This is a genomic window from Sphingomonas sp. 10B4 (assembly GCF_035019905.1).
In the GTDB taxonomy this organism is placed as follows: domain Bacteria; phylum Pseudomonadota; class Alphaproteobacteria; order Sphingomonadales; family Sphingomonadaceae; genus Sphingomonas; species Sphingomonas glacialis.
Window position 1 is genome coordinate 1 of sequence record NZ_JASJVC010000338.1, and the last position, 268, is coordinate 268.

Sequence of the window (268 nt, forward strand, 5' to 3'; positions counted from 1 at the left end):
GGGCTCAGTTTCAGCGTTGGCGATGGTCAGCGCGATCAAGTGACGATACGCGGCTTCACGGCGATTCTCGATCAGTATGTCGATGGCGTGCGTGACGATGCGTTTTACTACCGCGACTTGTCCAACATTGAACGCATCGAAGTACTCAAGGGTCCGGCCTCGGTTTTATATGGGCGTGGTTCAGCCGGCGGCATGATCAACCGAATTTCTAAAAAGCCGACCACGGCCGCGCGCGCCGAATGGTCGGCCACCTTAGGATCACATGGCC

Annotated in this window: 1 protein-coding gene; it reads left to right on the forward strand. The window is 57.1% G+C overall.

The features are described 5' to 3' along the window. Positions 1-268, forward strand: a 268-nt coding sequence (locus tag QN347_RS20040) for a TonB-dependent receptor plug domain-containing protein (RefSeq protein WP_323494435.1), incomplete at both ends; no start/stop codon positions are given.